The sequence below is a fragment of the Candidatus Flexifilum breve genome, assembly GCF_016713355.1.
The window spans coordinates 178192-202865 of sequence record NZ_JADJPI010000035.1 but is presented as its reverse complement, the minus strand read 5'-3'; the positions used below and the strand labels follow the sequence as shown (position 1 = coordinate 202865).

The 24674-nt window shown below is 57.2% G+C and carries 22 protein-coding genes; 13 read left to right on the top strand and 9 right to left on the bottom strand.

Annotated elements, in window-relative coordinates; all coding sequences use genetic code 11:
• Nucleotides 1-45 precede the first annotated feature (45 nt).
• The gene (locus IPK17_RS23800) at nucleotides 46-2073 is read right to left on the bottom strand and encodes an amylo-alpha-1,6-glucosidase (protein ID WP_343420192.1); all 2028 of its coding nucleotides are present in this window, start codon (nucleotides 2071-2073) and stop codon (nucleotides 46-48) included.
• Between the two features lie 133 nt (nucleotides 2074-2206).
• On the opposite strand from IPK17_RS23800, the gene IPK17_RS23795 reads away from it, so the two are divergent.
• Entirely contained in the window at nucleotides 2207-2470 is a 264-nt protein-coding gene (locus tag IPK17_RS23795) for a ubiquitin carboxyl-terminal hydrolase 14 (RefSeq protein WP_343420191.1), read from the top strand.
• 215 nt (nucleotides 2471-2685) lie between these two features.
• Here IPK17_RS23795 and IPK17_RS23790 read toward each other — a convergent pair whose 3' ends face one another.
• The gene (locus IPK17_RS23790; protein ID WP_343420190.1) at nucleotides 2686-3162 is read right to left on the bottom strand and encodes an Lrp/AsnC family transcriptional regulator; all 477 of its coding nucleotides are present in this window, start codon (nucleotides 3160-3162) and stop codon (nucleotides 2686-2688) included.
• Nucleotides 3163-3431: 269 nt separating this feature from the next.
• On the opposite strand from IPK17_RS23790, the gene IPK17_RS23785 reads away from it, so the two are divergent.
• The 4 genes from IPK17_RS23785 to IPK17_RS23770 all read left to right on the top strand — a co-directional run bounded on the left by IPK17_RS23785 (nucleotide 3432) and on the right by IPK17_RS23770 (nucleotide 8033).
• On the top strand, nucleotides 3432-4781 hold the full coding sequence (locus IPK17_RS23785; RefSeq protein ID WP_343420189.1) for a DUF4118 domain-containing protein: 1350 nt from the start codon (nucleotides 3432-3434) through the stop codon (nucleotides 4779-4781).
• A 45-nt stretch (nucleotides 4782-4826) separates the two neighbouring features.
• Nucleotides 4827-5981, top strand: coding sequence for a deoxyguanosinetriphosphate triphosphohydrolase (locus IPK17_RS23780; RefSeq protein ID WP_343420188.1), 1155 nt, complete (start codon nucleotides 4827-4829; stop codon nucleotides 5979-5981).
• 27 nt (nucleotides 5982-6008) lie between these two features.
• Nucleotides 6009-7271: a protein kinase domain-containing protein gene (locus IPK17_RS23775; protein WP_343420187.1), complete on the top strand. Its 1263-nt coding sequence runs from the start codon at nucleotides 6009-6011 to the stop codon at nucleotides 7269-7271.
• 78 nt (nucleotides 7272-7349) lie between these two features.
• Nucleotides 7350-8033, top strand: coding sequence for a helix-turn-helix transcriptional regulator (locus tag IPK17_RS23770; RefSeq protein WP_343420186.1), 684 nt, complete (start codon nucleotides 7350-7352; stop codon nucleotides 8031-8033).
• Nucleotides 8034-8069: 36 nt separating this feature from the next.
• Here IPK17_RS23770 and IPK17_RS23765 read toward each other — a convergent pair whose 3' ends face one another.
• A complete protein-coding gene (locus IPK17_RS23765; protein WP_343420185.1) occupies nucleotides 8070-9641 on the bottom strand; it encodes a LysM peptidoglycan-binding domain-containing protein in 1572 nt (523 codons plus the stop codon).
• Between the two features lie 130 nt (nucleotides 9642-9771).
• Between IPK17_RS23765 and IPK17_RS23760 the strand changes: the two genes are divergently transcribed.
• From IPK17_RS23760 to IPK17_RS23745, 4 genes are all read left to right on the top strand, one after another.
• Nucleotides 9772-11715, top strand: coding sequence for a DUF2207 domain-containing protein (locus IPK17_RS23760; RefSeq protein WP_343420184.1), 1944 nt, complete (start codon nucleotides 9772-9774; stop codon nucleotides 11713-11715).
• 14 nt (nucleotides 11716-11729) lie between these two features.
• A complete protein-coding gene (locus tag IPK17_RS23755; protein WP_343420183.1) occupies nucleotides 11730-12248 on the top strand; it encodes a hypothetical protein in 519 nt (172 codons plus the stop codon).
• 64 nt (nucleotides 12249-12312) lie between these two features.
• Entirely contained in the window at nucleotides 12313-12846 is a 534-nt protein-coding gene (locus tag IPK17_RS23750) for a hypothetical protein (protein WP_343420182.1), read from the top strand.
• A 12-nt stretch (nucleotides 12847-12858) separates the two neighbouring features.
• Nucleotides 12859-13950 carry an SPFH domain-containing protein gene (locus tag IPK17_RS23745; protein WP_343420181.1) on the top strand — a complete coding sequence of 364 codons (1092 nt, stop codon included), beginning with the start codon at nucleotides 12859-12861 and terminating at the stop codon, nucleotides 13948-13950.
• Nucleotides 13951-14007: 57 nt separating this feature from the next.
• Here IPK17_RS23745 and IPK17_RS23740 read toward each other — a convergent pair whose 3' ends face one another.
• The 3 genes from IPK17_RS23740 to IPK17_RS23730 are packed head-to-tail and all read right to left on the bottom strand — an operon-like array spanning nucleotide 14008 to nucleotide 17645.
• On the bottom strand, nucleotides 14008-15867 hold the full coding sequence (locus tag IPK17_RS23740) for a glycosyltransferase family 39 protein (protein ID WP_343420180.1): 1860 nt from the start codon (nucleotides 15865-15867) through the stop codon (nucleotides 14008-14010).
• Between the two features lie 2 nt (nucleotides 15868-15869).
• Nucleotides 15870-16589, bottom strand: coding sequence for a hypothetical protein (locus IPK17_RS23735; RefSeq protein ID WP_343420179.1), 720 nt, complete (start codon nucleotides 16587-16589; stop codon nucleotides 15870-15872).
• Between the two features lie 9 nt (nucleotides 16590-16598).
• The gene (locus tag IPK17_RS23730; protein WP_343420178.1) at nucleotides 16599-17645 is read right to left on the bottom strand and encodes a hypothetical protein; all 1047 of its coding nucleotides are present in this window, start codon (nucleotides 17643-17645) and stop codon (nucleotides 16599-16601) included.
• 141 nt (nucleotides 17646-17786) lie between these two features.
• On the opposite strand from IPK17_RS23730, the gene yajC reads away from it, so the two are divergent.
• The 4 genes from yajC to IPK17_RS23710 are packed head-to-tail and all read left to right on the top strand — an operon-like array spanning nucleotide 17787 to nucleotide 21433.
• Nucleotides 17787-18113: a preprotein translocase subunit YajC gene (gene yajC, locus IPK17_RS23725; RefSeq protein WP_343420177.1), complete on the top strand. Its 327-nt coding sequence runs from the start codon at nucleotides 17787-17789 to the stop codon at nucleotides 18111-18113.
• The gene (secD, locus tag IPK17_RS23720) at nucleotides 18106-19518 is read left to right on the top strand and encodes a protein translocase subunit SecD (RefSeq protein ID WP_343420176.1); all 1413 of its coding nucleotides are present in this window, start codon (nucleotides 18106-18108) and stop codon (nucleotides 19516-19518) included. The genes yajC and secD overlap by 8 nt, the downstream gene beginning before the upstream one ends.
• 4 nt (nucleotides 19519-19522) lie before the next feature.
• The gene (secF, locus tag IPK17_RS23715) at nucleotides 19523-20482 is read left to right on the top strand and encodes a protein translocase subunit SecF (RefSeq protein ID WP_343420175.1); all 960 of its coding nucleotides are present in this window, start codon (nucleotides 19523-19525) and stop codon (nucleotides 20480-20482) included.
• 3 nt (nucleotides 20483-20485) lie between these two features.
• Nucleotides 20486-21433 carry an MDR/zinc-dependent alcohol dehydrogenase-like family protein gene (locus IPK17_RS23710; protein WP_343420174.1) on the top strand — a complete coding sequence of 316 codons (948 nt, stop codon included), beginning with the start codon at nucleotides 20486-20488 and terminating at the stop codon, nucleotides 21431-21433.
• Here IPK17_RS23710 and IPK17_RS23705 read toward each other — a convergent pair.
• Genes IPK17_RS23705 through IPK17_RS23695 form a run of 3 tightly spaced genes read right to left on the bottom strand, consistent with a single transcriptional unit; the run spans nucleotide 21430 to nucleotide 24580 of the window.
• Nucleotides 21430-22656 carry a sensor histidine kinase gene (locus IPK17_RS23705; protein WP_343420173.1) on the bottom strand — a complete coding sequence of 409 codons (1227 nt, stop codon included), beginning with the start codon at nucleotides 22654-22656 and terminating at the stop codon, nucleotides 21430-21432. The two genes, IPK17_RS23710 and IPK17_RS23705, sit on opposite strands and share 4 nt — an antisense overlap.
• Nucleotides 22653-23411, bottom strand: a complete 759-nt coding sequence (locus IPK17_RS23700; RefSeq protein ID WP_343420172.1) for an NAD-dependent protein deacylase — start codon at nucleotides 23409-23411, stop codon at nucleotides 22653-22655. Before IPK17_RS23700 ends, IPK17_RS23705 begins: the two co-directional genes overlap by 4 nt.
• A gap of 11 nt (nucleotides 23412-23422) precedes the next feature.
• On the bottom strand, nucleotides 23423-24580 hold the full coding sequence (locus IPK17_RS23695; RefSeq protein ID WP_343420171.1) for a CpaE/TadZ family protein: 1158 nt from the start codon (nucleotides 24578-24580) through the stop codon (nucleotides 23423-23425).
• Between the last annotated feature and the right edge of the window lie 94 nt (nucleotides 24581-24674).

Sequence of the window (24674 nt, the reverse complement as noted above, 5' to 3'; positions counted from 1 at the left end):
CACTAAGTCGAATTCGCTTGATTATATCACGTTCGAGCGAGGGTCTCATCTACACAACTGCCATGCGCGCAGCACTTCGGCGACACCCCAGGCCTGCGCCAGACAGCCACCCGGATCGTGTGGCGGATTACCACTAAAGACCTCGCTGATGGTGCCGAGGCCGTGCTCGTTGAGGTGGTTGGCATAAGCGAACAGATAGGCACGCGCGGCGGCTTTGTCACCGTAAACGCGCAAGTGGGCTTCGACAAAGGCGCCGATGAGCCAGCTCCAGACCGTACCTTGATGATAGGCCGCGTCACGCAGAAAGAGATTGCCTCGAAACGCGCCTTGATAGTCCGGGTGATTGGGGGCTAGGCTGCGTAAACCGAATGGGGTGACGAGTTGGCGCGCGCACACATCGACAACCTGACGCTGTTGGTCCGGGGTGAGCGGCGAATGGGGTAGAGCGACTGCGAATAACTGGTTAGGCCTGAGAGTGGGATCAGGTAAGCCCTCGGGCGTATCGATCCCGTCAAAGCAGTAACCCGCATTCGGATTCCAGAAGCGCGCGAAACTCGCTTGAACGCGGGCAGCGAGTTGCGCATAGTCATTTGGAACTAGACCAAGATACGTACTGAACTCGGCCATCGTCAGCAACGCGTTGAACCATAAGGCGTTGATCTCCACCTGTTTACCCGAGCGCGGTGTAACAACCCAGTTCGGCGTCTCTACACCGAACATCTGCAATATGGCCAGGAAGGCGGGCAGCCACAGCGTTTCGGGGGCTTGGAGCAACCGGTCATAAGGTAGATAGCGTGTGTGCAGCTTGACATCCATCCACGTAAGCTGGACATCATCAGTGCCAGCGGCCAGCAGACCATCGAGCGGATCGACATGAATGCCAAAGCGCGTTCCGCGGTCGTGCCACGCGATGATATCGACGAGTACCGGATAAAGGTCGCGCAGCAGATCAAGATCCTGTGTGACGCTGACATAGTGGCGAATGGCTTGAAAGTACCAGAGGGTCGCGTCGACAGTGTTGTATTCAGGCTGTTCCCCGACATCCGGAAAGCGATTCGGCAGCATGCCCTGATCGACGAAGCGAGCGAAGGTGCGCAGAATGTTCGCTGCGACCGAAAAGCGTCCGGTGGCCAGCGCGAGGCCGGGTAGTGCGATCATAGTGTCGCGTCCCCAATCGCTAAACCACGGGTAACCCGCCAGCACTGTCAAGCCGTCGAGATGCCCGGGTAAAGGACGCGCGACGATGAACTGATCGGCCGCCAGCACTAGCTGCTGAATCCACGACGGTTCCGTCTGGAAGTCACTTTGTGCAAGGAGAGACTGTTCCCGCTGGCGGTACGCTTGGAGACTGGCTGCGGTGTTCATGTCGGGAATGGGGTGCGTGCTGGCGGCGAATGCGACCGTCTCACCACGGCGGAGCGTAACGGTAAAGGCCCCAATTGCATAGCTGTCATCCCGATCATCGAGCCCGCGAGCGGTCTCAAAACTCAAGGGGCGGTCGGGCAAGTAGTCGACTTGTGGTTCGAAGTGAACATCTGCGGTCGCCAGATGCAGCGGAGGCAGCCCATTGGCCATGTGGACGACCACCCCATGCGGCGTAATCGTCACTCGCGGTGACCAGGGAGGTCGGTGGGTATTGAAGTGCGAGTCGCGGCAGTTGACAACGGGGCGCACGGTGAGTAGGCACGGTTCTAGCCCGCGTGTCAACTCGTAGCGGATGTGAGTGGTATTGGCCCCGTGGTCCATCCAGACGCATTTTTCTAGCAGCGCATCGGCGAAAGTGTAGGTCCAGACCGGGAGCGTCCCGTGCAGTGTAAAGCGGATCAAGTGTGGAGAAGAGGTAGAATCGCTGGTCAGCGGATAGACACGCTCATTATAGGTGACCGATTCAGCGAATTGGCTCAGTAACAGCGTCCGTCCGAGCGGCGGAGTGAGCGCGGCAATGAGCAGGCCGTGGTAGCGACTGCGCACCTGACCCGACAGCGACCCAGAGGCATAGCCGCCAATGCCGTTCGTCACCAACCACTCTGGTTCAGCGGTTTGATGCAAGTGTTCACGTCCAAAATCAAGCATAAGGACTGCTCCTGGGGTAGGGGAGGGGGATTAGTCAAACCAAGGTTGAGCATACCCGGCGGCGATCAGCTTGACAAAACTCGACGGCATCCCCTATAGTCACTGTAATTGAGGAAAGGATGGGTAGACCGGAATGCAGTCGTGTGAACATGTGAAGCAAATTCAGAACGTGACGCCGAATACCAAAGGGTGTGAGGAATGTCTGCAGATGGGTGACCGTTGGGTGCATCTCCGCGTTTGCTTGATCTGCGGGCATGTTGGCTGCTGCGACTCGTCAAAGAACAAACATGCGACCAAGCATTATCACGCGACAGGCCATCCGATGGTGAAGTCGCTTGAGCCGGGCGAGGTTTGGGGTTACTGCTACGCCGACGACATCTTTTACGAAGAGATCTAGTCTGTTACACAACGCGAATTACCTGCAAACACCGTCGATCAAGGCGGTGTTTTTATTTGTACTTTCCACCGCAGCGAAATGTCATCAGCTCGTTGGTGTCTGATTTGCGCATAGTCATTAGACAGAAACACATTAGCATCAAGCAACACAAAAGAGCAGAACACTCCACCCCCACACTTTACCCTAGGCAATCTGCACAATCCAGCGAACAGTTTTCATTCCAGAGCGAGCGCGGTCGTGTATTTGATCTCAGTCAGGACAATACTCGTAGAAATGCGCGCAATACCGGGAATGGGCGTGAGCTTCTCCATGAGAAAAGTCTCTAGTTCTTTGCGATTGCGCACAACAACTTTCAGGAGATAGTCAAATTCACCGGTCACAAAGTAACATTCAAGAACCTCAGGCATCGCCTGTACAGCCTCGCGGAACAAATTGATATTATCCATCTGATGCATCTGCAGCGTAACGTTGATTAAGCAGAGCATGTCATAGCCAACTTTTTCGCGATCAAGAATAGCCACATACTGACGTACGTAACCAAGTTCTTCCAGCCGCTTAATACGAGCATGCACCGCGGGTGGCGACAACGAAATTCGTCGGGCCAGCTCGACATTGCTCATAGCACTGTCTTCCTGAAGTTCCTTTAAAATCGAATTGTCTAGATCGTCAAGCTCTTCCAAGTAATCCTTCATCGAATCCCCACAGTGTTGCTAAGCAACTGCTAGACAGAAAAGAAGCATCATACACGCTCACCAGCAATCTAAAGCAAGCATCAGTCCACCCGAATGCGTGCACTGTATATCTCTCAAATCGTTTTTGCAAATGATTCCCACACCAAGCACCAAGCAGTTTCATCACGAACTAAACGTAATGAATGCTATAATAAAGCAAATCCTCACTGGATCTGAGCGCCCATTCACATTGCAGCCACAGCGCGGACCAAGCTATTTGCGGAGACAGCATGTCCACAAATCGACGTTCCCAAGCAGCTGCTTACCTTATAGCGTTCTGTTCCATTTTGTTTGCAGCTATTTTCAAGCTCATCTTGGTTAGTGAGTTGGCTACGGACACGCCGTTTATATTATTCTACGGCGCGATTGTGATCACAACGTGGTATGGCGGCCTCGCTCCGGGTATTTTCGCCAGTGGGCTATGTGTGTTGCTGTCGATCTTCTTCTTCCTACCGCCATACTTCACCTTAACGCTCTCCGATCCGGAAAGCCTGTTCCGCATCAGCCTGTTTTTGTTTGAAACCACCATCATCGTCTATCTGATCCATTCGCTGCGCAAAACCCGCGAAGATAATAGTCTGCCGCAGACACAGACACCCCCTACACACGCGAAGGACGACGCACTGCTGCTCGACATGATCCAGATTACTGCACCAATTGGCATGGGCTTCTGGGATACACAGCTGCGATATGTGCGTGTGAATCCGGTGATGGCGGCCCTCAGCGGCATGAATCCTGCTGCGCACACGGGGAGAACCGTTCTCGAAGTCCTGCCCGAACTCGGCGAAGGCATGCAGTATTCGCTTAAAACGGTACTTGAAACTGGTATGCCGATCCTGAACCAAGAGATCGCCCAAACTCGGCAGAGCATCTTTGGCGAGACGCAGCAGCATTTTCTGATGAGTTACTATCGAGTGCGCGATAGTCATGGCAAAACATTTGGGGTGAGCGCCATCCTGGTTGATATCACCGAACGAAAAAAGGCCGAAGAGGAAAAGGCGAAGCTGATCGACGATCTGCAGCGGCGGCGCGAACAACTCGACTTCCTCATGCGCGCCAGCGAGATACTAAATTCTTCGCTGGATTATGAGGCAACGCTGCGGTCACTGGCGGCACTCACTGTGCCGACCATCGCCGACTGGTGCGCGGTAGATATTCTGGACACGAACGGGCTGGTCCAACGGCTGGCGGTCACGCACATTGATCCGGAGAAAGTGAGCTGGGCGTATGAACTCAACAGGAAGTATCCGCCCAAACCGGACGATCCTCGAGGTGTTTATCACCTCATTCGTCGCGGAGAACCGGAACTCTATGCCGATATCCCGGATGAACTACTGGTTACCACGGTGGAGAATCCCGAAGTACTGGAGATCATCCGGAGCCTCGGGCTGAAATCGGCAATGAATTTACCCCTGACAGCGCGCGGGCGTGGGTTGGGGATGCTGCAATTGGTCATGGCGGAGTCCGGACGGCACTACAGCCACGAAGACTTCATCCTTGGTCAGGAACTGGCACAACGCGCTGCCATCGCGATTGACAATGCTCGCTTGTTCCGCGAAGCCACGCGTTCGAACGATTAATCGCTAGAATAGGCCAAGAGCCGCACAGTTTATGGGGGAGTGATCGTGCTAAACCGGGAACAACTCGAAGACAATGAAGCCCTGATTCTGGCCGACTATGCCGCACTCAGCCGCAACCAGCAGGGACGACTATATCCGGAGTCCGAGTCATCGTACCGCACCGCTTTTCAGCGTGACCGTGATCGGATCATTCATTCCGCAGCCTTTCGCCGTCTGGAATACAAGACACAGGTTTTCGCCAATGATGAAGGCGATTACTATCGCACGCGCCTGACACATACGCTGGAGGTCGCGCAGATTGCGCGAACCATGGCACGCGCCTTGCGGGCCAACGAAGATTTGGTCGAAGCCATTTGCCTTGGGCACGATCTCGGTCATCCGCCATTTGGTCACTCTGGTGAAGATACGCTTAATAAACTGATGCAAGATCATGGTGGGTTCAACCATAACTACCAAAGCTATCGCGTTGTGACAGAGTTGGAGCGCCGTTACCCCCAATTTACAGGGCTAAACCTCACGCGTGACACATTGTTCGGGTTGGCGAAGCACGAAACCGACTATAATCTGAGTGAGCGGGCAGGACTAGACCCGAAACTACGAGGGACGCTGGAAGCGCAGATCGCCAACATCACTGATGAACTGGCCTACAATGCTCATGATCTCGACGACGGATTGAATGCGGGATTGATCGAGCCGGGGGAATTAGCAGAACTGGAGATCTGGCGACTCTTGTGTGATCGTCTGCGCTACACAAGCTATCCGACACAGTTGGATGAGATTGCCCGACATGAATTCATCCGTGAACTAGTGGGCGTGTTCGTCGACGATGTGTTGGTAACGACAACCGCCCAGCTTGAAGAGGTGAAGCCAACATCACCGCGTATGGTCCAGGAACAGGGTGCGAATCTGGTGTGCTACAGCGGCGCGATGCACAGCATGGAGAAATCACTCAAAGCATTTTTATACGAAAACATGTACTATAGTTTCCGCGTCGTGCGGATGAAACGTCGCGCTGAACGCTTTATCGAACAGATTTTTACGACACTGGTTGCCGATCCGCGCCAGCTTCCGAAAGAGTGCCAGACCGATCTGAAGACCTACCCGTTACATCGGGTGGTAGCCGACTATATCGCCAGCATGACGGATCGCAGTGCGGTGCTCGAGTATCGCCGATTGTTTGACCCATTGATGCGACCTTGACAGGGCCGAGGTGAGTGAGGATACCGGATGACACATGAAACAGTCTTAAACGGACGCTATCGACTTGTAGCTCAGCAGGGCTCGGGCGGGATGGCGGTCATCTACAAGGCCATTGATCAGGCGTTGGGACGCACGGTCGCCGTGAAGATTCTCCGTCCTAGCCTCACCAATGATCCGGCTTTCCTCGCGCGTTTCCGCAATGAAGCACGCAGTGTGGCAAATCTCGCGCACCCGAACATCGTGACCGTGCATGACGTTGGCAGCGATGGCCCAACTCACTATATCGTCATGGAATTCACCGAGGGGCAAGACCTCAAGCGGATCATCAAAGAGGCGGGCGGACTGCCGATGGAGCGGGCATTGAACCTCGCAATTCAGATTTGCGCGGGGATCGGTTTCGCCCATCGAGCCGGACTCGTCCATGCGGACGTGAAGCCGCAGAATATCCTCGTCACTCGCGAAGACGTCGTCAAGGTGACGGACTTCGGGATCGCGCAGGCGCTCAGTGATGCGCAACCGGGTGAGCGCCAAGCAGTCGTGTGGGGGAGCCCGCACTACTTTGCGCCAGAACAGGCGCGCGGTGAAAAACCGTCGCCCGCCGCCGACGTCTACTCGATTGGCATAGTGATGTTTGAAATGCTCACCGGACGCTTACCCTACTCGGGCGCGAATCAACAGGAACTGGCGCTCGCGCATATCCGGGAACGCATTCCCATGGTGACCGAGTTCAATCCCACGGTGCCAGAAAACCTCGCCAAAATCGTCTACAAGACCATGAGCAAAGACCCGGTGGCGCGCTATCGCCTCGCGGACCAGCTCGGTCACATCCTGATCAGCTACCGGGATCGCGGACGCGAAGCCCCGGTGATCGCTGTGCAACCAGCGCCCGCACCTATACCTCAGGCGCCGCCAGTCATGCCGACGATTCCCGCGTCACGCCCGCCGCAGCAACCGACTATTCCGCCTGCGCCAGCGCAAGTGCCGCTGCAAGTCGGCGAGCCGCTTCCAACCGCGCGCTATGATCTCGCGCCGAACGCGCCCGCCAGCGGCGCCCCCTTCCGCCAGCATCCACCACAGCCAGGGGCGATGCCAGCGGGTAACAGTCGGCCATTCCCAACACAGGGCGTGAGCGGCAATACCAGCGGCTATTTTGTGCCGCAGCAAATGCCGCGCCGGGAAAGCAGTTCAACGTTGGACATTCTGACGATTGGGTTGGCGATACTGGCGTTTTTCGCGGTTGCCTGCCTCATTCCACTGTACATTGCCGTTTTTCAAGCCCAGTTTGGTTGACATCAGCGCACTTTTTGACATGGTGCTATACTGCTTCTTGAAGCCTTTCGACGACAAAGGCCAAGAAAAGGGAAGCGTATGGCGACTCGTCTGACAAACCGTGCCGAACGACTGATCGCACTGGAACAACTGCTGTTCAGAAGCACAGCCGGCTTGCGCGCGGTCGAAATTGCGGATGCCTGTGGCGTTGACCGTCGTACTGTTTATCGCGATCTGGCGCTGTTGGAAGAAATTGGCGTCCCGGTGTTCCAACGCGATGGACGGTTTTTCATTGACCGGGAGCATTATCTCGCGACGCTCCGTCTCAGCATGGATGAAACCGTCGCACTGCTCGTGGTGGCGACCGAAAGCACGCACCAGAGTCCCCATCTCGGGTCCGCAATAGCCAAGCTCGGTCAGGTGCTCCCAACTCCGTTTACTGACAAAGACACGCGGATTGATCCGGCGGCGGCGCCGCTCCTCGAAACAATTGACGAGGCGTGGCGGAATCGGCGTGGGATCAAAGTGTGGTATACGGGGCGTGATGGCATGAAACTCCGCGTGTGCGAACTGACCAACTACTTCATGCGCCCGAAACACGGTGAGGAATACGAGGTTTTTCTGGTAGGCCTCGACAGCTTTTCGGGACGGGTTCGCGCACTCAAGTTCAATCGCCTACGGAAGATTGAGGCGATCGGTCATCAGGAAACCGAAGAAGAACCGCGCCGCCATCCGTTCTACGTACGCGGTTCCTCAAAGACAGACGATATGGAATTGGCCTAAGGGCAGGGCATCCACGCAAAGATGCCCTGTTGACTGCTACTGCGCGGGGGTAAATAGAATCCGCACAATGTCGTAGATCGGTCTTGCCTGACCTGTGACATCGATCAGACTGTAGTAGCAGTCGACGCCGACCGCGCACCCGTTCAGATTGGTCAAAATCATTGGGCCAACAAAGCCCAACTGCGCGCCGACTTCAAACGCCCGCCCTGTATATAAGCTCTGTTCTTCCAACGTGTTATAGCTAACGTAGATTTGTTCGTCCGGCGGCGGAGCGGTATCGGCACTGCTGCCCCAACCAAACCCAGTGATCCAGAGCTGTGATGCGGTGTCACCGTTCTGCGTCATGATTCCGCGGTAATCGCTCAAGGTACTCAGGAAGTAATACGGAGCAGCATCGACAAAGCTTGGCTCAGTCGACTGGCAGCAGACGATATCCGGCGAGTTGCCGAAGCCTAACGGGAGCGCACCGACAGCATCACTGAAGTCACGCAGCCCGGCGCTGTATAACCCGGTCAGGTACTCGCGATCATTCACTGCGATTTCCGTACTCGTTCCAACTGGAAACAGTCCAGCACTGACCACTCGTGCCGCCATGTCGGCAGTTCTGATAGCCGTATAGCTCGCGCGGAGCAATTCACCGTAAGACGCCGGAGTTAGGGGATGCAGCGGGTTATTCCAGCGCGCGCGCAGATTCGGCTCAGACCAGATCTCGTAGCCATCGACTACTCCCGCATAGTGATCGGCGAGAGCCCCGGCAAAGGTGGCAAAGACGGAGAAGTCATCCGGCGGGCTATTCTCATCGACACCCGCCCAGGCTGGGGTAGTGCTGATCGTGAACAGGATATTCACACCAGCGGCATCCAGCGTGGCGACGACATCGTCCAGCAGGGTGACATCGACGGCACCTTCTGTGGCTTCAAGGTCACGCCAGTACACGTTGACTTTTGCCCAGTTGAGACTGAGCGCCGTCACATCAGCGACGACGCCGGCAACATTGTCATCCGGGAAAAAGACCTCCACGCCGTACCCAAACGGCAGAGCGGGCAGGGCAAACGGATCGACCACTTCTGGAGTTGAGGTAGGGACAGGGGTAGCATCTGCCCGCGGGGGGATGATCAACCGCTGGCCAACGGAAATAACATCCGGATTCGGCAAGTTATTCGCCCGCAGAATCATGCCGACAGTGATGCCATTGCGCTGGGCGATAATGGCCAGCGTGTCACCGGGCTGCACAACATAGGTCGTCCCGACCACAGTGGGCGTCGCGGATGGGACAAGAGTCGCGGTCGGCACCGCGGTGGGCGGCAGTGTGAGGGTGGGCACGACGGTCTCAGCTAGAGCCGGGGTGGGTGGGGTCGCGGGCGTAGCGGTCGGCTCGCCAGAGGGGATGATAATCGTTTGGCCGGCGATGATGAGTTCCGGATTGCTGATGTTATTCGCTCGCATGATTTGGCCGACAGTGACGTCGTAGCGCCGCGAAATGGACAATAAGGTGTCGCCACGCTGAATGACATAGGTGATGGGCTCGGGGGTGCTCTCCTGAGCGACCAGCGGCGCAACGAGCGACAGAGTCGCGAGCAACAGCCCAAGGACTAACGCTAATCTCAACACAAATACTCCTTTACAGACCTGAATACAACTTTTCTGGATATTACACGTAACAGTCCATAGGCGCTACGTATGGCGTAGGCTAAAATTCAGGTTCATAATGTGCATGTTTTGCAATCAAGGAGGCGTCATGCATAGGAAGTGGGTTGCAGCGATTGCGTTCGCCATACTGCTCTTGGGAATCACGGGAGTCTCAGCGCAAGATAGCCGCACACTGATCTGGCAGCGATGGGATGTTGTTATCGACAACATAGACACCGAAAATAATGTTTATCGTGTCACCGAACATTATGAAATCGAGTTCAGGGGGACGTTTAGCTTCGGCGTGCGCGATATCGAGCATGATATGCTCGAAGATATTCAGAATATCCGCATCACCGACCGCGGCACAGCGCTCCGCTCCGGCTGCCTAAACCAAGCCGGGACCTTCTGTGCCCGCGAAACGGGTTCGTCAACCGATATCACCTACAACTTTGCTACCCCAATTGCGAGCGGCAAAGGCATCTTCGAAATCAGCTATGAGGTCGTCGGCAACCTACTGATTTACGAAGGGGGCGATCAACTGTGGTGGGATGCCGTGCCGAGCGACCACTTTGGCTACCCGATCCGCGCCTCGACCATCACCGTCCAACTACCGGAAGGGTTCGCACCGCGCAAAGATATCGACCCAGTCGTGACCTATGGCGCCACCGGCGATATCACCGTGGAAGGCACGACGGTCACCGCGACGGCGACCAACGGGATTGGCAGTTCGGAATCATTCAGCATCCGCGTGCAGTACCCGCATAATCCCAACGCTCGCGTGCCATCGTGGCAGACAAGCTTCGACCAGGATTTGGCGACGCGCCCGCTCATCAATATTGGCGTGATTCTGGCCAGCGTGCTCATTGGTCTCGGTCTGCCGCTGTTGTTCTTCGTCCTCTGGCAAACACGCGGACGCGACCCGAAAATCGGCCCGGTGCCGACCTTCTTAAGTGAACCCCCGTCGTCGCTGCCGCCCGCCGTCGTCGGCACGCTGATTGACGAGCGGTCAGATCCACGCGATGCGATCTCGACAATTGTCGATCTCGCTCAACGCGGCTACATGGTGATCGAGGAACAGCAGCAGGAAGGCTTATTCGGCATCGGCACCACGCGTGAATTCACATTCAAGCGCACCGATAAACCGCTCACTGATCTGCGCCCGTATGAAAACCGCATGATGAACCGGCTGTTCAGTGGGTCGACGCTGGAACGGGGGATGAATTCCCTGCGCAATACGTTCTACACGACCATTACACAAATTCAGACAGATCTCTATGGCGAGTTGGTGAAGGAAGGGTTCTTCAAGTCCAACCCGAATAATACGCGCGGCGTCTGGTCGCTGATCGGCGTTGGCTTGATCGTGCTGACTATCCTCGGCGCGTCGATGATTCTGCCGCTCATCGAAGGCCTCACGGAGTTTGGCTTCTGCATCCCGGGCGCACTGTTCATGGCGGCCGCCGCGGCTTTCGCCTTTGGCAGCGCGATGCCCGCCAAGACGCGAAAGGGGGCGGAGGAAGCCGCCAAGTGGAAGGCCTTCTACGAATACCTGTCCAATCTCGACAAGTACGGCAATGTGGATGAGGCTGCGCAGCGTTTCGCCGAGTACCTCCCCTATGCCGTAGCCTTCGGCATCGATAAGTCATGGGTCCGGCGCTTCAGCCAGTCGACATCGGCCAGCATTCCGCCGTGGTACTATCCGACTTACCTTGGCGGGCCGTGGCGCCGCGGCTACCGCGCGGGCACGCCGATCTACGGCGGGCGCGGGTTTGGCGCTGGCGATCTCGGTGACAATCTCCCCGGCGATCTCGTGAGCGCGGATGGTGGGTTCTCGCTGGATCAGATGTCGGGTAATTTGTCGCAGGGGTTGGAGTCGATTTCGTCCGGGTTAACGTCGATGCTCGACTCGGCGTCCTCGGTGATGACGAGCCGTCCACAAAGTACGACCTCTGGCAGCAGCGGACGCTGGAGCAGCGGTGGACGGAGCTTTAGCGGCGGTGGTGGGTTCCGGAGTGGTGGCGGCGGCGGCGGTGGTCGCAGCGGTTTCGGTTGATAGGGGAGAACACAATGAACAACAGCCGTTTGAGCGGAATCATTCTCACCGTCGTGGGGCTCGGCGTCGCCTTAATCGCCGGGTTGTGGATCGCGTCGCAAGTCGCTTCAGAGTCGCTCAGCTCAGGTGGTGCCATTGTCGGCGCAGGCTTGGCCTTCATTCCGGTCGCCCTGTTGGTTGGCTTTGGGCTGTACATGTTCGTTAAAGGCGGCCAACAAGCGCAAGAAGATTCGATGATGCAGAAGCAGCGCCAATTGTTGGACATCCTCAAGAGCCGCGGACAGGTCGCCGTGCCGGATATGGCGCTCGAAATGCGCGTCAGCGCCGACCAGGTCAAGGATATGGTGCATCAGTTGGTGGGCTTGCAGGTTTTCAGCGGCTACGTCAACTGGGATGAAGGCGTGCTGTATTCCGCCGATGCGCGCAATTTGCGGGAACTTGACAAGTGCAAGAACTGCGGCGGCGAGATCAAGCTGGTGGGGAAGGGCGTCGTCGCCTGCAAGTTCTGCGGGACAGAGTATTTCCTGTCCTAATTTTCGGGGGACGCAAGCTGCGCGACCTAACTTAAGATTACAAGGGTAGAAGGAGCAAGAATCCGTGTCTGACTTGTATCAGCAAATCATGAATCAGCGGGGCTCATTTGAACAACTGCTGGAACGCATTCCCGGTTTTCGCGGTTATCTGGATAAAGCCCACCGCCGCACTGCCGACCGCATGCTGCGCGACCACATCGCCAGCCTGATCGCCGCACGTATCGGTCGCCTTGTCCAAATTGAAAAGCGCCTGCTCGACAACGGCGGTCTCGGCTACATGAGCAAGACAGCCAGCATCAAAACCAAGCTGCAAACCTACCATGATCGGGTGAAAGCTGCCGCGCCGGGCTATTCGGGCTTTATGGAAGCGATCAAGGTCGGCGAGCACGAACTCGATCAGCTCTACAGTTTCGACGAAGCGCAGGTGCGCTACACGGATCGGCTGGATGAAGCGCTCAGCGCCTTAGAGAATGCGACGACGAAAGAAGCTATCGACGGCGCGCTGACCGAACTTGACAATCTGACTGTCGAAGCGAACCAAGCATTCGATCTGCGTGATGATGTCCTGACGAACTTGAGCAAAGATTTATCGGCCTAAAGGAGCCCTGTCATGCCTCGGATTATTGATGTCATTGATCACACCAACGTAGCGACCGATGAGCTGGCCTACCGCGAACCACAGCAGGGGAGTGGCGATTGGCGGATGGGCTCCCAGGTCATCGTGAATGAAAGCCAGGCGGCGGTGTTTGTACGCGGCGGCGAAGTCCTTGATGCGCTCGGCCCCGGTCGCCATACGCTGTCGACCGCCAACCTGCCGATCCTCGCCGGCCTTATCGGGCTGGCGACCAGCGGCCGGACGCCGTTCACGGCAGATCTGTATTTCGTCAATCTGAAGGATATGCCGCAGGTAGGGTGGGGCACCAACCCGCCGATTGTGCTGGAAACCCCGGGACGCGGGATGGGCGTCGTGCTGCTGCAGTCGCATGGCGTGATCGATATTGGCGTGGACGACGCGGTGCGCTTCGTCAAGCAGTATGCCGTTGGTCGGGCGCAGCTCCGGCTGAACGACATCAAGGATCGCATTCAGGCAATGCTGCTCGGCGAAATCGCGACGCTGATCAGCACATCGGGCCTGCAAAGCGTGCCGGATGCGAATAAGCTGCTCGGCGACCTGGAAGGCGCGATGCTCGCCAAGCTGAACGAGAAGTTCGCGGCGCTCGGCATGCGCATCAAGGCGTTTGAAGCCAATCCCTTCCGCGCGAAGGAAGATGTGACTCTCGAAGAGATCCGCAATTATGTGACGGCGGAAGCCTACGAACGCTACGCCAACGAACGCCGCTTTGGGATCGCGTCGGATGCGGCACGGAATCAAGGCATGGGCGGCGCATTAGCAGGCGCAGGTGTTGGTTTGGGCGTCGGTCAGCAGATGGGCAGCGTGCTCAACCCGGACGCAGCCGCCATGCAGCAGAAGCTGTTGGAACAACAGATGATGATGCAGCAGATGATGATGAACAACATGCAGCAGAATCAGCAACCTGCCGCCCCAGCAGCACCCGCTGTCAACCAGAATCCGCAGACGAAGGAAGAGATTCAGGCGCTGCTCGATTCGCTGGATGCACAGCTGGTCGCAGGGAAGCTTTCGGAGACAATCTACAATCGGTTGGTCGAGAAGTGGCAGAAGCGCCTCGACGAATTGGGTTAACACCGGCAAATCTCAGCGAGCAAACAACACGGGCGTCATATGACGCCCGTGTTTGCTTTAAGGCAGAGTTAGCGTTTCCAGCGCCACGTGATCCGCCTGGTCGGTGGTCAAACGTACGCCAGTATCCGGATTATACCAACCAATCGCAATCTGATACTCGCCTGTAACAACATCCGTTAGGGGCAAAGTATAGACATCGCGATAGACCGCGTTCAACGGCCAGTCGAGGGCGTTCAAGCGGCCATCTTGCGGGAATTGATCGTCTTGAGTTACAGGTTGCGGCTGCACAGCGCTGAGCACATGCACAAAGGACTTGAGCGCCTCCGCGGACGCCGTCAGCGGACGCCAGTCCAACCAGACGGTCAAATGACCGTCTGGCTCACGCCACAGGTCATAGCTGACCAACTCCACGAGCGATGTACCGTTGATATCAGCGAATACAGCAAGCGGCTCGCTGGCAGCATTCGCCACAGCCCAGGGCATAAACTGCGCAATGGGCAGTCTTGGGACGCTGGTGTGCCGCACTTGCTGCAGCTCTGCATTGAGCCAAGCGAGCGGGACAGCGCGATTCGTCCAATCGGGCGGCTCAGCCACATACCACGTCGACCGATGGGCGGCGGTCTGCTCCGCCAGCACCATTTCGATCTCGTCGGCGGGCTGACGCGGGTTGGCCGGGAGATAGATCAGGTCACCGGCTACGGCGTATTCGTTGAAGTAGAACGTGAAGGCTTCATCAGCGGCGGCCTGAATCACAAGGTCGTCAGCTTGTGTGTGCGTATTGAGATAACTTGCCAGCGCCCGCCAGTCAGGTGACTTGAAGGTTTCCGGCACGAAGTAGTAGTGATACAGGCTGAGGCCGGAGACGGCGAGAATGGCGATACACAGCGCAACACTCACAATGCGGCGCATCGGAACAGCACGAATGGGCAGATAGACGATCAAGACGGCGAGCAGCAGCGTGTAAGCCGGGGCGGCGGTGAGCACATAGCGCGGCGTGAACACGTTCAACTTGGTCGAAACGATGCCCAAGAAGAGCAGGGGCAGCGTGCCGAGCAAACCTAACCAGATTGCCAACTGGCGCTTGCGCCGCCACAACACGACCCAACCCACAATGAGAGCGAGGAGCAGGGCGATCCACAATACCGCTTTGAGCTCGGGTGGCAGCGTTTCGCCAAAGGTGAGCGTCGGGACAAACCATGTCAGCCACAGCGGCGGATCAAGTCGTCCGGTTGTGCCGCCGTAGCCACTGCCAAAGAGCAACCGTTCCTGCAAGTACCAGGGCGCGAGCAGCAGACCGATCGCGATTTGTGAGCCGATCCATTGGATGAGTAAGCGCCGATCACGCCAGTGGGTGATGAAGACAAACAGATTCAGTACGACCAGCGCGAAGAGCTCAAGGTAGTAGATGTAACCCGCCGTCGCTGCGGCGAGAACGTAGAGCAGCCAATCGAGTCGGCGGTGCTTGTCGAGCGCGCGCAGCGCCAACCACGCCGCCAGCGGTGACAGCGCCGCCCAGATTGCGTAATTGCGCGCATCCTGCGCGTGCCAAATCTGGTACGGGTGGATCGCCCAGAAGAGCGCGGCCACATAACCGAGGCGGCCACCGCCGAGGCGCTTGCCGAGCGCATACAGCACGGGAACGCCGAGCAGATTCAGTAGGGCGGGGAGGTAACGGACCGTGAACTCCGTGGTGCCAGTCAGCATGCCCCACCCGCGAAACAGCGCGTAACTGAGCGGGGCTTGCGGATCGATGGTGGCGATATTGGCAATGGTCTGCGCGAGCGGCTCACGCACCCAGTGGATCACGGTGAAGGCTTCGTCGCCGCGCAGCGGGACGTGATTAATCTGGTAGAGGCGCAGGGCAAAACCGAGCAGAATCAGCGCCGTGACCAGAGCAAGATGCGTGAGTCGGCGCATGGCTAGCTGACGGTCGCCGCCTCGAACGCTTCGATCTGCGCCGGAGTGAGCGTCTTGTACTTCCCCTTGCCGAGATCGTACAGGTATTCCTTGATACCGCCGTTGTCTTGACCACCATCCGCCGATACAATCGGCACGGAGGTCTCGCCGACTTCCACTTCGACTTTCGGATCAATGAAGACGATCAACGGCTGCACATCGATTTCACCGGCAATCGGTTGAAGCAGTTTTTTCACGTGTTCCGCGGCGGTTTTCGCCTCGATCGTTGGTTCGCCGACGCTGTCGAAGCGGAGCAGGCTCAGGAAACGCGCGATACCCACCTGCTTGCGCGACCAGCAATCATTGTGCACGCTGAACTTGCCATCGTGATACATCACATGCAGTGCAAAAACGCCCTGTGGCACAATCAGCACATGCCGCGCCGGAAAGTGCCAGTAGCTGTACATGACGGAATTTTTGCCGATCCCCTTGAGACTTTCCGGGATCACGGCTTCCGGACGCGGGACGCGCACCCAAAGATTGGCCAGACGTACGGAGATGACCGTGATGATCAGCGCGATCAGCAAAACCACAAACGGCAGTACGACGGCGAAGAAAATGTCCGCCGGTTGGCTGTTCAGGAAGAACAGCCCCACCAGCGGCACACCAAACGTGACGAACATGAGATACTGTGCGATCTGGCGCATCCGAGCCGCCAGCTTTTCGTTGATTACGACGCGCACACCTGATCCTTACGTGCCGGAGACGACACTGGGTACAAAGTACGAGAGATTGCCACCGTGCCGAACCTCAGCACACACCAGATCACCGTAGATGACGGATGGGAGAATGCTCCACGTCCGCGGCGCGCCCCATGCATTTCCAACCACGGCCGTGCTCAAATCTTCGGCGGCGGGGCGAATGCAGTGCGTTACGCGAATATCCATGCGCCCCGAGACAAGATTGCCGTTCGGGCGGTAGATCTGAATGTCATACAATGGGCCGCGGCGCACATACCCGAGCGGTGATGATGGAGCCTGCCATGCGGGAACTTCCTGACAGTGCAGGTTGATTTCATCGCGGTTGCTGATGATTTCGTCAGCGGTATCCCAGAGGGCATTGCCACAGGTCGGATAAGCTGACATCGAGGCGGTGTTGACTGCCGTGCCCTGCGGTGTAGTCCCTGCGGTGCCCGTGGTCGAACCACCCGCGCCAGTGATTTCCGCCGTGATGCGCGCCTTGCCATTCATATTGATATTCACGGGCGCGGTGCCATCCGCCGGGCCAAGAACGCTGGCCGACGCCAGATTGTTCAGGTCAAAGCGGCCACCGGGCGTCCACGCCCAGTAGGTGAGCACAGATGTTCCCGAGGTATCCGCGTAGAAGCTGAAGTCAACCGGCAAATAGAAACCGATCCAGATCACGGGTTGGTTGACGGTGATCGGCGTGGGCAGCACGACGGTGAAAACACCCGAGGTGGTGATCGTCGCCTGCGTTGTTCCCGCGAGCGTCGCATCAATGGGCGAACCACCGTTTGCATCCTGGTACACAACCACGTCGACGGGTGTGCTCGCGACGGGCGTATTGACCGAGATACTGATGCGATCAATCACGGCCGGGCGCGCGATGCCGAGCGATTGCAGATCGAACCCATTCATCACGAGAGACGGTTCGCCAGAAATAAACCAAGAGGCGTTGCCGTCACCAGAATTGACGGAAATCACACGTTCACCCGCGCTGACGGGCAAAACGGAGAGCAGACCAAGCAGTACGAGCAGCAGTAAACTCTTTTTAACCATGTGGTTTTCCCCTAACTGCGAACGTCATGCGCCGTATTGTAGGCGCAGACGACGATCTGGTCAAGAAAACTGAAGATCCGCATCGGTGGTTGTAATGCCCATAAGTGGCGCTATAATTCTCCGGGCTTTCAGGGAGGTGTGATGCAAGAAATCGTCGTTTTAGGCGTGGTGATGGTTCTGGCGCTCGGAGCTTACTGGTCGCTGGTCATCTTTCCGCGTCAGCGTGACTTTCAAAAGCAGCAGCAGTATGTCAGTTCGCTCAAACCGGGTGACGAAATGATCACATTTGGCGGCTTGATCGGCAAAGTGACCGAAATTGATGAAACGACCGGCGTTGCACGGGTCGAGATCGCTGACGGCGTAGTCGTGCGGATGATCGCAGCTTCCCTTCTCCGACCATATGACCCCGAGGAACTAGCGGAGAATATCCGCAAGAGTATGAATCAGGGGAAAGAACCGAATGAGTAGCCACTTTCGTTGGCTGATTGTTGTATTACTGATCGCTGCATTCTGCGTGTGGGTGAGCCTCCCGGAAACTACCGGCATTCACATTGATACCAACGACGACGGAACCACCGACGTCAATCTTAACGTTCAGCAAAGCCTCGGGCTGGATCTGGTAGGCGGGCTCCGGGTGCTGCTGCAAGCTGAACTTCCGCCCGGATCCTTCAGTGCGGAAGATTTACGCCAAGCCGCGAACAACGTGGCCCGGCGTGTGAACGCGCTCGGCGTCACCGAACCCACCGTGCAGGTTCAGGGCGCGGATCGTATTCTGGTCGAGCTGCCCGGTGTCACTGACCCGGAACAAGCCATTGGCACCATTCGCCAGACGGCACTGCTAGAATTCGTCAATATGACGGGCCTCGGCAGCCGCGTGCGCGAATTTGAAGGGCATCCGGTGCTGACGACCCAACAAGTCCAACTGCGCGATCAGCGTGGTGGGGCTGAGGGCAGCACGACGACGAACGAAACTCCGTTAGTGAATCCGACGAACGGTCAACCGTTTGAAACCGTGCTAACAGGGGCAGGGCTGCAGGCTGCCTCGGCGCAGCTCACCCAGACTGGCGACTGGATCATCAACTTTGAACTGACCGCGGACGCGGCAACCATCTTCGGCCCTTATACGGAAGCCAACCTCGGTCAACCGCTCGGGATTGTGCTGGATGGCGTGCTGCTCAATGCGCCGACGATTCAAGCGCGGTTGGACACGGGCGGCATCATTCAGGGTGGATTTACGCAGGAAGAAGCCCAGCAGCTCGCGCTGCAGCTCCGTTCGGGCGCGCTGCCAATTCCGCTGCGCGTAGAAAGCGCCGAAACCGTTGGGGCGTCACTCGGTCAAGAGTCCGTGAACCTGAGTATTCGAGCGGGCATCATTGGCGTGATCATCGTCTTCCTGTTTATGGCGATCTACTATCGCGTGCCGGGCATTGCCGCCGATCTCGCCCTCGTGATGTTCATCTTGCTGAACTACGCTGTCTTCAAGCTGGTCCCGGTCACGCTGACGTTACCCGCGATTACTGGGTTTCTGATTTCGATTGGCACAGCCGTCGATGGCAACATCTTGATCTTTGAGCGTATCAAAGAAGAACTCCGCGGCGGAAAGCCGCTCGAAGACGCCTTGAGCGCCGGTTTTAACCGTGCGTGGCAGTCGATCCGCGACTCGAATTTCTCGACGATCATCATCTGCGGGGTGCTCTACCTGTTCGGTCAGACGCCCGGGGCGAGCATTGTGAGTGGCTTCGCCGTGACACTAGCACTCGGTCTGATTATCAACCTGTTCACCGCCGTGCTCGTTACCCGCACATTCCTAAATCTGTTTGTCAGTGTACTACGCCAACCGCTCAAGGAGCGGCACTGGCTGTTGGGGGTGTAGGCAGATGTTCAGCTTAGTCCAAAAGCGCCGATTGTTCTTTCTCATTTCAATGGCAGTGATCATCCCCGGCGTGCTGATCATGCTGTACTCGCTGTTCACCACCGGCTCACTGTTCCGCTTGAGCAATGACTTCGTCGGCGGCAGTATCTATGAGCTGCGGTTCACGGAAGCGGGGGCCGACGAAACCGCGATCCGTGATGTGTTCCAACAGTTTGGCAATACGGACATCAGCATCCAGAGCCTAGGGGCGACGGATGAACATCGGTGGTCGGTGCGCGCCAACTTTCAGGACGAAGAAGTTCAGACCAACATTCTCAATGCGTTGGAAGCGATTACGCCGCTGGATCGTGCCAGTCTCCGCGTCGAACAGGTCTCCGGGACAGTCGGGCAGGAAGTCAGTCAATCGGCGTTCCTCGCCGTGATTGTCGCTTCCGTAATTGTGACGGGCTTTGTCGTCATCGCCTTCCGACAGGTACCCAATGCGTTCCGCTACGGCGTGTGCTCAATCATTGCGATGGTGCATGACGTGCTGGTTGTGTCGGGGATCATGTCGCTGGCCGGGTTGCTCTTTGGGTGGGAAGTCGATGCGTTGTTCCTGACGGCGGTCTTGACCGTGCTTGCCTATTCGGTGCAGGATACGATTGTCATGTTCGACCGGATCCGCGAGAACATCCCGAAGCACCTCGGCGAACCGTACGAAGTGATCGTCAACCGCAGCATTCTGGAAACAATTCATCGTTCGCTCGCCACACAGTTGAATGCGTTCTTCATCATGATCGCGATTCTGCTGTTCGGCGGCGAGTCGATCAAGCAGTTCATTGCTATTCTCTTTGTCGGTTTGCTGACGGGGACCTATTCGTCGATTTTCATCGCCGTGCCGCTGCTGGTAGCGTGGGAGAAGGGCGAAATCGCGTTCATCAATCAACCGAAGAAGGATCTAACACCGTTAGAAGGTGAGGCGTAAATTATGCGGGCAGTCACCCTAGATGGACAGCTACGAGTCGATCATCACGCAGCGATGCCACAGGTGACGGGAGATCAAGCCTTAATCAAAATACGCCGCGCTGGAATCTGCAATACCGATCTGGAACTCGTCGCGGGCTATATGAACTACTCCGGCATTCTCGGTCACGAGTTTGTCGGAGAAGTGGTTGACGGCCGCGGAGTTGATGACCTCATCGGACGCCGCGTCGTCGGAGAGATCAATGTGGCTGATGGTACCTGCGACCTGTGTGCGCGGGGTATTCCCAGTCAATGCCGCAACCGCAGTACTGTCGGGTTAGATCGGCATCCCGGTGCTTTCGCGGATTATCTGGCACTCACGTGCCAAAACTTGCACGTCGTACCGGATCAGATCAGCGACGATCAGGCCGTGTTCGTCGAACCACTGGCGGCAGCGCTACAAATCTTCGAGGCTATCCACGTGTCGCCGCGTGACCGAGTCGTCTTGATTGGGGCGGGAAAGCTCGGCATGCTGGTCGCGCAGGTGATGCGTCTCATTGGCTGTGACCTGTCGGTCGTGGTACGCCGCGAACAGCAGGCGCGTTTGCTCAATCACTGGGGCATTGACGCCGTAGATCGCGTTCCACCACAGCAGGCGCAAGTCGTCATTGATTGTACGGGCACAGCCGCAGGCTTCTCGTCGGCGCTGGATATGGTCGAGCCGCGCGGAACGGTGGTCCTAAAAAGTACGTACACGGCGCTGCCGCAGGCAGACTTAACCCGTGTTGCGGTGAATGAAGTTCGCGTGATTGGCAGTCGCTGTGGCCCATTCCCGGCGGCACTGCGTCTGCTCAGCCTCGGGCTCGTGGACGTCGATTCGCTGATCGAACAGCGCTACACGCTCGACGAGGCGCTGGAGGCATTCAGCGCGGCGGCGCAACCGGGCAAATTGAAGGTTCTGCTCGACTTCTAAGAGGATAACGGCAGCGTGACGAAGAAATTCGAACCGCTGCCAACTTCACTTTCCAGCGTGATCATGCCTTTGTGGGCTTCAATGATGTGTTTGGCAATGGCGAGACCGAGACCCGTCCCCTGCGCTACATCTGCCGTCTCTTCCACGCGGTAGAACTTCTGGAACAGTTTCTTCTGGCTTTCTTTAGAAATCCCATACCCGGTATCAGCGACGGATAGTTCCGCGAACGGCTCATCATGGCGGATACTCAGGTAGGTGGCCACTTGAATGCTGCCACCCTCGCGATTGTACTTGATCGCGTTCGTGAGCAGATTGAGGATGACCTGCTTAATCTTGCCGCGATCTCCTTCGACGAGGAAGGGTTCGATCTGCGCCTGGATCTCGATGGTCTTGTCCGCTGCCTGCTGCCGGACAATGTCGATGCATTCGTTTAGCAGCACGTCAAGGTCAAACCGCTGTATATTCAAGCGCACGCGCCCCGATTCGAGACGCGCCAAATCGAGGAAATCACTCGTCATCTGGATCAGCCGCTCAATCTCACCCTGCATGGTCAGGATGGTGGTGCTTTTCTTGTCTGCCGGGAGTTCTGGACGCAGCAGCAGCGACATGCTGGTCCGCAGTGCAGCGAGGGGACTGCGCAATTCGTGCACCACTTCCGCCATGAAGTCGCTTTGCTGAAACAGACGCGCGTTCTCAATCGCAATAGCGGCCTGCGTTGCCAGCATCGAGAGGGTTTTCACATCGTCGTCGTTGAAGCGCTCGCCTGTACGCTTATTCACCGCCTCGAGCGCGCCGATCACGCGATTATGAGCGCGCATCGGTACGGCGAGTAGATTCCGGGTATGAAACTTGAGCTGGTCATCGACGTTGCTGTAGAAATTCGAGTCTTGGCGCACATCTTCGATGACACGGGGTTCACCGTGGCTCACCACCCATCCAGCAATACTGCCTTCCATCGGCACCACAATCGACTCAACATCACTGCTGTTGAGCGTGCCCACCAACTCGAAGCGCAGCTCGCCAGTGACCGGATCAATCAAAAGAATCGAGGCAGACTCGGTCTCGGTGAGTTCAGTGGCCGCGGCGATGATGCGGCGCAGCAGCGAAACATGATCGAGCATCGAGTTCAACTGCTGGCCGATTTCGACAATCCGCTCATAGCGGGCAAGCAACCGATCAAAGGTGCGCGAGTCGTTGCCCTGAGAGGCGTTTGTCACCGTCATACTATCTTCTCCAAGCGATCCAGCATGGCGGGGAGCACCTCGGCACAATCCCCATGAATCACGCACGTTGCTTTGCTATCAATAAACGTCTTGTCGTAATTGATGATAAATAGTTTAGCTCCATTGCGCAGCGCGAGCAGGGGAAGGTCGCTGGCCGGAGCAACTTCTAATGATGATCCGATCACGAGCATCAAATCCGTGTGCCGGGCGGCGTCTTGAGCGTTCTGGAGCTCACGATAAGGGAGCTGCTCGCCAAACAGGATGACATTCGGTTTGAGGACGCCGCCACATTTAGGGCAGCGGGGCAGGATCCGATCGTCGAGATAGCGCTCAAGGATTGGTTCGCCGGGATACACCGCAAAGCACGTCACACACGTCGCTTCTCGCATATGGCCGTGCAGCTCGTAGATCGTACGATTGCCAGCCCGCGTATGCAGCATGTCGATATTCTGGGTAATGATCGCCTTGAGTTTGCCCATCGTTTCGAGCTGCGCTAGAGCTTGATGCGCGGGGTTGGGGCGTGCGTTGAGCGTGAGACGAGCCAGAGGGTAGACCCAGCGGTAAAATGCTTCCGGATTTTGGCGGAACCCATAGATGCTGGCGACTTCAAGGGGATCGACACTTTCCCATAGCCCATTGTGGGGACTGCGAAAGTCCGGGATCCCGGAAGGCGTACTAATCCCCGCTCCCGTAAACGCGATCATGGAGCGTGACTGGGACACGTGGTAGGCAAGGATGTCAATTGGGTCTTGCATAACAACTTCGCCTAGGATTGTTCGCCTACGGGTAAGCGAACCCGATTGTGCAAGTCTTCCGCCAATTTAATCAACTGTGTCGAAACCACCGCGTTCGGCTGGAACATCACGGTCGGAACGTTCGCCTGCATCGCCTGAATCATCAAGTCAGAGGCCAGCGAGATAATGCCACGCAGTTCATAGCCGAGGTACTGCTCGACATCGCTCCATGAGGGCGGCGTCGAAGAAGTCGCGCGGCTCACGACGACCACATGCAAGCGGTTCGGGTCGTTGCGCCACGTCATAATTTCCTGGATGATGTCGCGGGCCATCGTCAACGTAACCACCAGCGGATCGACGACGAGCACAATCTGATCCATCTCACGGAGCAACCGTTGGCTGAGGGGGCTCAGCCCCGAGCCAAGGTCAAACACGGATGGCCGACCCATGCTGCGCAAAGAACGTACCACGGCGACAGCGGCTTCCGGCGTGAAGGCCAACTGAGCTTCGGTAGCGCGCGCCGACGACAGCAGCGCTCGCAGACCCGAAGGGTGAGTGACGAGATCGTTTTCAATCGCACGCGGTCGGATTTCTTCAGCGGGTTTGCTCAGCACGTTTGCCATACCGTGCGAACGCGCCAACCCGATGGAGACGCCCAAACTGCCCATACCCAAGCGGAAATCGGCAATGATCGGCGTATCGCCAGCGAGCAACCGCGCTGCGGCAATATTCACCGCCAGCATGGTTGTGCCGACGCCGCCTTTTGCCCCAAGCACACCGATCGCTGCCCCCCGAGCCACGCCTTGGGGTTTCGCTGCGGCGCTCCGCGCCAGTATAGCTTTGACGCGGGAAGCGAGCTCTGCGGGATGCGTCGGCTTGGTGAGGTAGTCGTCCGCTCCGGCCTCAAATCCGGCGACTTTATCGTCGATCAGGGTTTTGGCGGTGAACATAATGATCGGGATACGCTGGGTGTCCGGGTTTTTGCGCAACCGGCGCGTCACTTCGTACCCATTCATATCCGGCATCATGATGTCGAGGATAATGAGGTCAGGCCGCTCATTCGCAGCTTTGGTGAGCGCTTGATTACCCGCGCTGGCAGCGATGACCTCGTAGCCATTACGCTGGAGCATCAGTCCGATTAACTTGAGACTGTCGATATCATCATCGACGACCAGGATTTTTTCAGGCATCGTTAAACCAGAAGGCTGAATGGATCGCAACTATTTCTAAAGAAAGTCTAGCATGAATGGTGAGGAGGCGCAAGCAACCCCAATCCGGTATAAT